Annotated in this window: 8 protein-coding genes; 2 read left to right on the forward strand and 6 right to left on the reverse strand. The window is 36.7% G+C overall.

The window, feature by feature from the left end:
• Positions 1 to 7: 7 nt before the first annotated feature.
• From N9R04_RS06400 to N9R04_RS06425, 6 genes are all read right to left on the reverse strand, one after another.
• Positions 8 to 622, reverse strand: coding sequence for an NAD(P)-binding protein (locus tag N9R04_RS06400; protein ID WP_262855838.1), 615 nt, complete (start codon positions 620 to 622; stop codon positions 8 to 10).
• Between the two features lie 30 nt (positions 623 to 652).
• The gene (gene cobA, locus N9R04_RS06405) at positions 653 to 1,423 is read right to left on the reverse strand and encodes a uroporphyrinogen-III C-methyltransferase (protein WP_262855839.1); all 771 of its coding nucleotides are present in this window, start codon (positions 1,421 to 1,423) and stop codon (positions 653 to 655) included.
• Between the two features lie 15 nt (positions 1,424 to 1,438).
• Positions 1,439 to 3,175: an NADPH-dependent assimilatory sulfite reductase hemoprotein subunit gene (locus N9R04_RS06410; protein ID WP_262855841.1), complete on the reverse strand. Its 1,737-nt coding sequence runs from the start codon at positions 3,173 to 3,175 to the stop codon at positions 1,439 to 1,441.
• 17 nt (positions 3,176 to 3,192) lie between these two features.
• Complete coding sequence (locus N9R04_RS06415; protein ID WP_262855842.1) at positions 3,193 to 5,052, reverse strand: assimilatory sulfite reductase (NADPH) flavoprotein subunit; 1,860 nt, start codon at positions 5,050 to 5,052, stop codon at positions 3,193 to 3,195.
• Between the two features lie 177 nt (positions 5,053 to 5,229).
• Positions 5,230 to 5,955: a phosphoadenylyl-sulfate reductase gene (locus N9R04_RS06420; RefSeq protein ID WP_262855843.1), complete on the reverse strand. Its 726-nt coding sequence runs from the start codon at positions 5,953 to 5,955 to the stop codon at positions 5,230 to 5,232.
• A gap of 223 nt (positions 5,956 to 6,178) precedes the next feature.
• The gene (locus N9R04_RS06425; RefSeq protein ID WP_262855886.1) at positions 6,179 to 7,033 is read right to left on the reverse strand and encodes an oxidoreductase; all 855 of its coding nucleotides are present in this window, start codon (positions 7,031 to 7,033) and stop codon (positions 6,179 to 6,181) included.
• Between the two features lie 73 nt (positions 7,034 to 7,106).
• On the opposite strand from N9R04_RS06425, the gene panB reads away from it, so the two are divergent.
• Positions 7,107 to 7,922 (forward strand): 3-methyl-2-oxobutanoate hydroxymethyltransferase, encoded by an 816-nt coding sequence (gene panB, locus N9R04_RS06430; RefSeq protein ID WP_262855844.1) that lies wholly within the window; start codon positions 7,107 to 7,109, stop codon positions 7,920 to 7,922.
• Positions 7,919 to 8,767 carry a pantoate--beta-alanine ligase gene (gene panC / locus N9R04_RS06435; RefSeq protein ID WP_262855845.1) on the forward strand — a complete coding sequence of 283 codons (849 nt, stop codon included), beginning with the start codon at positions 7,919 to 7,921 and terminating at the stop codon, positions 8,765 to 8,767. Before panB ends, panC begins: the two co-directional genes overlap by 4 nt.
• The last annotated feature ends 319 nt before the right edge of the window (positions 8,768 to 9,086 follow it).

A 9,086-nucleotide genomic window follows, 5' to 3' on the forward strand; every position in this document is an offset into this window, starting at 1 on the left:
TTTATCTCTACATCATCCGTTTTAATTCATTCAGCATAGCTTGTTGCTTAGTAATACTTAAATACTCTTTAGAAAGGAGTGATTTTAATAAATTTTGCTTTTCTGTCCCTTCTATATTTAATTTTTTTATAATTGAACGAGATTGATCTAAGAAATCAATATAACTTTCATAATCTTCGTTATATTTTTCTTCAAGCTCTTTTTTAATCTCTTTCGTTAAAAGTGGACTTGCACCGTTAGTAGAAACGCTTATCGTTAATTTATGTCGCTGTAGAATACTAGGAAAAGTCACATTGCCCGCTTCAGCATCACTTGCTACATTAATTAACGCAGAAGAAGAAGCTTCACGACTAATCTCATCATTTAACTCGGAATTATCTGTAGCAATGACCACAAAATCAGCTTGAGTAACATCTGACTTTTGATATTTACGTTTACACCAAGTCACTTTTTTATTCGTAACAAATTCTGTTAAATCTCGATGTAAAGTAGGACTAATGACAAGGATGTTGTCAGTATATCGCGCTAATACCAAGATTCGCCGAGCAGCAACTTTTCCTCCACCGATTACAATTACTTGTTTATCACGTATATCAACCATGAGCGGCATATGACTCGTCATTATAAACCCTCTTTCTACACTAGTCACATATTAACTTAGTGTACCGCTTGTTAGTTCGTCACTTACTATTTCTTTAAACCAACTGAGGCGTTCTCTTAAATTTACTACTTCACCAACGATAATCATCGCGGGATTTGAAATCTCCTTGGCTTTTATTACAATATCTTCTAGCGTACCTGTTACTGTCTGTTGTTCTTCAGTAGTCCCGTAGTGTACGAGTGCAACGGGAGTATTGAGAGGGCGTCCATTGTCAATTAGCATTTGAGTGATATAAGGCAATTTACGCACACCCATGTATATGCATAACGTTTCTGGACCTTGAGCCAAATGTTCCCAATGAACGTCCTCATTCACTCCTTCTTTAGTTACAGCAGTTACGAAAGCTACTGATGAACTTAGTCCTCGATGAGTCACAGGGATTCCGGCATAAGCAGGAGCAGCAATCCCCGAAGTTATACCAGGCACTATTTCATAATTAATATGATTTCGGCTTAAAATTTCAGCTTCCTCACCGCCGCGACCAAATACAAAAGGGTCGCCCCCCTTCAGTCGAGTCACAGTATAACCTCTCTTAGCTAAAGCAATCATAGTTTTATTAGTTTCCGATTGAGGAAGTGAATGTCGATTAGGATTCTTACCACAGTATAAAAGTTTAGTAGAAGGTTTAGCGTAATTTAAAATTTCTTTATTAACTAACCGATCATATAGAATAACATCTGCTTGTTCTATAGCCCTCAAACCTTTAATCGTAATTAACTCCGGATCTCCAGGACCAGCTCCAACTATAAATACTTTGCTCATCATCTCACCACTTTATCATTTAATATTTTGATGAAAATCACGTCCATCGGTCGTTTTCTCTACAATTCCTGCTCTAATGACGTAATCACCGAAGTGTTCTCCTTCTTGTTTGTCCTTACCATAATCAATCAAGATAGGTCGTAGACTTTGCAAAATTTCGTCTTCCCCTATGTTTTCTTTATATAACTTGCTTAAACGATCACCTTTGAAACCGCCACCTAGATACATATTGTATTTACCAGGCCCTTTACCAATAAAGCCTATTTCAGCTAAAGCTGGTCTCGCACACCCATTAGGACAACCTGTCATACGAATAGTAATCTCTTCTTCATCTACATTTGCTTCATCGAGAAGATCTTCAATCTTAGAGAGCAATGACGGAAGGTAACGCTCTGCTTCAGCCATAGCAAGTCCACACGTTGGAAAAGCAACACATGACATTGAATTACGTCTTAAGCCGGAATAGTTCTTACCATCAGTTAGATCATATTTATCAATTAATGATTGAATTGTTTGTTTATCTTCTGGGTTAACTTCGGATATCGTTAAATTCTGATTAGGTGTCAACCTAAATAAACCTTTGTGCACTTCTGCAATTTCTCTGATCGCGGTTTTCAACTTATAATTTTCTGTATCTTTAACACGACCATTTTGTATAAACAAGGTATAGTGAAGTTTACCTTTTCCTTCCACCCAGCCTAAACGATCACCATTGTCTTCAAATTCAAACTCTCTAGGTTCTTCTATTTCCCAACCAAGACGTTCGTTGATTTTACTAACTATACTATCCAACCCTAAGCGGTCAATGGTGTATTTAAAGCGCGCTTGTTTACGATCTTCGCGATCCCCGTAATCACGTTGTACAGTCACTATCTTTTCACAAGCATCTACTACCTTTTCTTTCGGTACATAGCCAGCTAATTTACCAATTTGAGGATACGTTTTGTCCTCACCATGCGTCATTCCCATACCTCCACCTAAGAGAAGGTTAAAACCGACTAACTGTTCTCCCTCAACTATAGCTACTAAACCAATATCTTGGGAGTAGACATCAATATCATTAGAAGGAGGAACTGCAATACCGATTTTGAATTTACGCGGTAAGTAGGTCTTACCGTATATAGGCTCTACTTCTTCACTTTCGTCCTTAGAATCAGCTACTTTTTCTCCATCCAACCAAATTTCATGGTATGCACCAGTTTGTGGACAAAGGTGATTACTAATTTCATTAGCAAAATGGTTCACTTCTTCATGTACATCTGATTGGTTAGGATTTGAATTACACATGACATTTCGATTAACGTCCCCACATGCAGCAATCGAATCTAAGCACGCTTTATTTATACCTTGCATTGACTTTTTCATATTACGTTTAAGAATTCCATGGAATTGGAAGGTTTGTCGCGTTGTTAGCTTCAATGTTCCATTAGCGTAATCATCAGCTATTTTATCCATCGCTAACCACTGATCCGGTGTACAAGTGCCTCCTGGTAAACGAACGCGTATCATGAACATATATGCTGGCTCGAGCTTTTGTTTACGTCGTTCTTCACGTAAATCACGATCATCTTGTTGATAAGTGCCGTGAAATTTAGTCAGTTGTGTATCATCACTAGATATTGAACCAGTAAGTGGGTCAGCTAAGCCTTCTTCAATGGTTCCTCGTAGAAAGTTACTGTTATATTTTATTTTTTCGTTCGCATGCAAGCCATCGACTAGATTATCCCCATTATCCACTTTCGTCTTAACCATGCAATCTATCCTTTCTTTTAATATATGTCCCGTTGATATTTCTTATCACGTTTCAATTGTTTCAAGTATTCTTCCGCATCTTCTTGAGAAATACTTCTTTCTTTTGCAATAACTTGTTTAATCGCTTCATGAACATCTTTAGCCATATGCTTTTCATCACCACAAACGTATATAGCTGCGCCGTTCTCTAGCCATTCATTAAATAATTTGCTGTTTTCAAGTATTTTATGTTGCACGTAAACTTTTTCATCGGTATCACGAGAAAAAGCTACATCTAACTTTTCAAGGTATCCATCTTTGATCCATTTTTGCCATTCCGTTTGATACAAGAAATCGGTTGTGAAATGTTGGTTACCGAAGAAAAGCCACGTATTTCCTTCTAAATCTAATTCTTCACGTTCTTGTAAATAAGATCTAAATGGAGCAACCCCCGTGCCAGGTCCAATCATTATTACTGGCGTTTCGTTATCTTTTGGAAATTTAAAATTAGGGTTATGTTTAAGATAGATTGGTACTTTATCCCCAGGCTCAACACGTTCTGCAAATTGGACAGAGCATACACCCGAACGTTCTCTTCCGTGAGCTTCATATCTAACAGTTGCAACTGTAATATGTACTTCATCCGGAGCTGCTTGATAACTACTAGCAATTGAATATTCACGAGCTGGGAGTTTGCGTAATAATTGATACAAATCATCAGGTTGTAAATCTGTGGTCTTAAAATCTGTTAGTAGATCTATTAAGTCCCGTCCATAAATGTAGTCTTTGATCCATTCTTCATCTTGTTCTTTCTCAGTTAATTGGTCATTCTTAAACAGAGTAGCTGCCTTTTGAATCAGTGGCTTAGTTAATTTAGTTATTTCAAAGTGACGAGTTAAGGCGTCTTGTAAATTCATCTTATCGCCATCTTCGTTAACTTTAATTTCTTGTCCTCTATCCCATCCTAAAACAGCTATAAGTTGGTTAACTAAAGCTGGATCATTCTCTGGGAGCACTACTAAGCAGTCACCAGGTTCATATTCTTCATTAAAATCTTCTAGTAATAATTCGATGTGACGTGTTTCTTTATTCGATCCTCGTCCGTTTAAATTGATATTTTCTAGTACTTCTGCATAGAACGGGTTCGCCTTTGAATGCTTATGTTGTTGTTCAGATTGAATAGTTTCACTAACCACTTCTTCAGCTTGAGCAGTACTACCTGTCTCTTCGTTTAAAGCATCTATGACTTTAGCAATCCACTTTTCAGCATCTTCATCGTAATCCACGTCACAGTCTATTCTTTCGTATAGGCGTTCTGCACCGAGCTCCTCGAGTTTCGAATCAAAATCCTTACCCGTCTGACAAAAATGCTCATAAGATTGATCACCTAGAGCTAGAACTGAAAAACGTACTCCTTCTAACTTCGGTGCCTTTCTCCCATGAAGAAACTCATGTAATTCTATAGCATTATCAGGTGGGTCCCCTTCACCGTGTGTTGCAGTTACAATAAATAAATCTTCAACCTTTTTAATGTTACGAGGCTTAATTTCATCCATGCCTTTAACTTCAACTGTATGCCCTAAGCCCTTAAGTCTATCGCCAAACATTTCAGCTACACCTTGAGCATTTCCAGTTTCAGAACCATATAACACTGTAATGTCGCGCGCTTTAGGTTGAGCTACATTACTTTGTGCAGATCCTGTTTGAAGTGGTGTTGCTGTTTCACTAGCTTCAGTACTAGTTGTTTGTGTACTTTTACTATTATCTCCAATATGTTGTATAGCAGTTAGATAACCACTAAACCATGCTTTTTGATCTGCCGTTAAAGAAGACAATAAGTCATTCGCTTTAGCTGCCTGTTCTTCAGTTAACGGACTATTAGTCACATCTAAGTTCAATAAGTTCCACCTCTTATAACTTGATTTAGTTAGGTCATGAAGTTCGTAATTTATAATCATACTGTTCTTCAATCATTAGAATCTATTCTGTGCGATTTTTATAATTCAAAGACGCATGTTCAACCATCCAAAAGTTTATATATCCAATCATTTTACTAGGATTTTTGTTTAAAAAAATTATGGTTTAGTCGTATGCAAACCACACTCAGTCTTGCCAAAGTTAGACCATCTTCCAGCACGTGAATCCTCTGAGTTAAATACTTGAGAAGTACACGGGATACATCCAATACTAGGATAGTGATGATCGTGTAGTTCATTATAAGGTAATTTATGTGCTTTAATATAATCCCAAACTTCTTTTTCTTCCCAAAAAATTAAAGGACAGATTTTAATTGAATTGAAACGTTCATCTTTATTAACGAAATCAGTGTTTGCCCGCGTAGGTGATTGAGCTCTTCTCAAACCGGAAATCCATGCTACTGCTCCAGATAATTCCTCTTCTAAAGGTTTAATCTTGCGAATATAGCAACATTGATTGGGGTCTTTCTTCCACAATGCCGCACCATACTCTTGAGACTGCTCCTCTAATGTTAAGTCCGGTTTCTTTAATTTAATACGTAATTCTGGATATTTTTCTTGTACTCGATCTATTAAATCATAAGTTTCTTGAAAATGAAGATCCGTATCTAAGAATATAATTTGCGCATTTGGTTTAACTTGATAAATTAAATCAATTAGCACCATACTTTCAGCACCGAAACTGCACGAGTAAATAATATCGTTACCATAAGTGTCGTATGCCCATTTCAACACGTGGTAAGCACCTTTAGTTTCGTCATCTGGCTCGAAATTTCTAAATGGGTCAGATGTAAAACTGTCATAAGTTATTACTTCGTCAGCCATATATGTTCCCCCTTACATTACGAGACCAATCCATCCAACACATACCAACTTTGTCGGATTTATATGTTAATAAGGTAACCATTTTTAGTACGTAAGTCAACCCTTTTTCTGAAAATTTATAAAATCTACTCTGAGGGAAGCTTATAGCTCCCTTTGTGGCGCTCACATAACTTAATCGTTTAATTTTACACCAAAATCATTCGATTGTTCTTTACCATAAATACTAATTACTTTTATAAGCAGATAGCAGTGTATAAATACTTTCTAAATACGGAACAGCTAAGTGATGTTTTTGAGCACACGAATAAATATAACCTTGTATGTAGTCAACTTCTAATTGATCACCATTTAATACATCATAGTACATACTCGTCCCCATTTCCTCTGGATAACCACTATAAATATCTAAAATTTCATCTATCATATTGTCTGTAAAGTTAAGTCCCTCGGCTTGCGCTACTTTAATCCCATCATTAATTAAGTGACTAATTAACGTGGTCATCCCTTTAACTTTTAAAATACGAGCCGGTTGACGACCTAAAGCAGTTACAGAATTAATCCCTAAGTTCACTAGCAATTTGTACCAAATTTTACTTTCAATAGCTGATTCTAGTTTAAGTTTAAGTCCTGAGTTACTTAAATCTTCTTTTAAATATTGAGTATGAGGGGTGTCTTGAAGGTGCAAAATTTCATCTCTAAAATGTTTAACCTCATTCCCCTCTTTTTGGCCACTAATATATACCACAGCTTGATAAATATGTTGAAACGGTAGTGAGGAAAGTTCTCGATAACCATTCTGGGCTAGTACAACGATACTACTTTCATGAGTAATACGTTGTATATCTTGAATAAGTCCGCTTAACTGATGCGCTTTTACAGCAATAAATACCACATCAAACTTCTCGTGCGTATGTGAAAGACTACTTACCGGAATTTCACTTTTATCCTGATCATTACCCGGGAAATAGTGAACACTTTTATCAACTTTCCCCATCAAAGTTACATCTTTGTGCGCTCTCAATATTTCATAAGCAATTGTCGTTCCCACTGCACCTGGTCCCACTATACCGTAACGAATCATTTTAACTTTCCTTTCCTATAGATATTACCTATACTAAAGATAAGTATATCAAACAAAGGGAGGTATTATATTGAAAAAACTAAAAGATTTAATAGCTATGAAACAAGAAAAAGAAAAAATTAGCATGGTGACAGCTTATGACTATCCTAGCGCAAAACAAGCAGAAGAAGCAGGTCTAGATACCATTTTAGTAGGGGATTCCCTAGGGATGACTGTCCTCGGTTATGAAAGTACAGTGCAAGTAACATTAGATGATATGATTCATCATGCTAAAGCTGTCCGTCGAGGAGCCCCTAACACTTTTGTAATTGTTGATGTCCCTTTTGGTTCTGTAGGTGTCAGTGATTCATACGATATTCAGCAAGCAGTTAAACTATATCGCGAAACTGAAGCTAACGCTATTAAAGCTGAAGGAGCTCACCTTGCCCCTTTTATTAAAAATGTAACACGGATGGGAATTCCTGTTGTATCCCATCTTGGTCTAACCCCGCAAAGCGTTGGTGTGACAGGCTATAAATTACAAGCTAGTACTAAAGAGACTGCCAAACAACTCATTAAAGATGCTCAAGAAGTTGAAAAGGCTGGCGCCGTTATGATTGTAGTCGAAGCCATTCCTAGTGATCTAGCCAAAACAATCAGCAATAGCGTTTCTATACCTGTTATCGGTATAGGTGCTGGCAAAGATACAGATGGACAGGTCTTGGTTTACCACGATTTAGTGAAATACGGCACCGATCATAAACCTAAATTTGTAAAACAATTCGCTGATTTCTCTATAGGGGTGACTGCTCTTAATCAGTATCACGAAGAAGTTAAAGCACAAGCGTTCCCTTCTGAAGAATATACCTATAAGAAGCAGATTATGAATGAGGTCGATGAGAGATGACGAAACTCATTACGACCGTTAATGAAATGAGTAATTTATCCCGCAAAATAAAGTTACAGGGGAACACTATAGGCTTTGTACCAACTATGGGTGCACTACATGATGGTCATTTAAGTATGATGGAACAATCTGCTGAGGAAAATGATGTGTCAATCATTAGTATATTCGTAAACCCATTACAATTTGGGCCAAATGAGGATTTTGAGACGTATCCACGTCAGTTGGAACAAGATGCTGAAGCTGCAAGTAAAGTTAACGTCGATTATATTTTTGCTCCAAGTGTAGAAGAGATGTATCCAGATGAGCTAGGCGTCACACTTGAAGTAGGTCGTATGGCTAAAGTTCTTGAAGGAGCTCAGAGACCAGGGCATTTTGAAGGCGTAGTTACTGTTGTTAATAAATTATTTAATATTATACGTCCTGATAACGCCTATTTTGGTAAAAAGGATGCACAACAACTTGCTATAGTAGAAAAAATGACTCGAGATTTTAACCATCCTATCAAAATAAAGGGTGTCGACATTGTCCGTGAGGAAGATGGGCTTGCTAAGAGTTCTCGCAACGTCTATTTAACAGCACAAGAACGTAAAGAAGCTACCTATTTATCAAAGAGTTTGCAGCTAGCTAAGCAACTTTATGATCAAGGGGAACGTGATAGTGAGAATATTATTAACCGAGTTACAGAATATTTGAATTCGTATATAAGTGGAGAGGTGCAAGAAGTAGCTATCTATAGTTACCCAGATTTAGTGAAACAAAATAATATTACAGGTCAAATCTTTATCTCATTAGCAGTTAATTTCTCAAAAGCACGTTTAATCGATAATATTATTATTCGCGGTTAATGCTCATCTAACTAATAATATTCAATTCGTCTTACACCATAGAAAGACGAGATAAGAGAGATGCTTGTTAGCCGTATCACGATCTTTAACCAATTACTATGCATGCACCTTCTACGATAAGCTTATACAATCGCATTTCCGTTCTCACCGCTTTAATAGCTAATTAAATCTATATATCGTTAAGACATTTTTCTAATATCAATATCTACTTTATCTTCATCTTATCAAAAAAGGGAGCGGGACTACGAAATCTTTTTATTCAAATTAGATTTCTGTCCCGCTCCCTATTATTATTAAATTAATAATATCTAACTTTTTC

The organism is Staphylococcus marylandisciuri, from assembly GCF_025519785.1.
Lineage (GTDB): Bacteria > Bacillota > Bacilli > Staphylococcales > Staphylococcaceae > Staphylococcus > Staphylococcus marylandisciuri.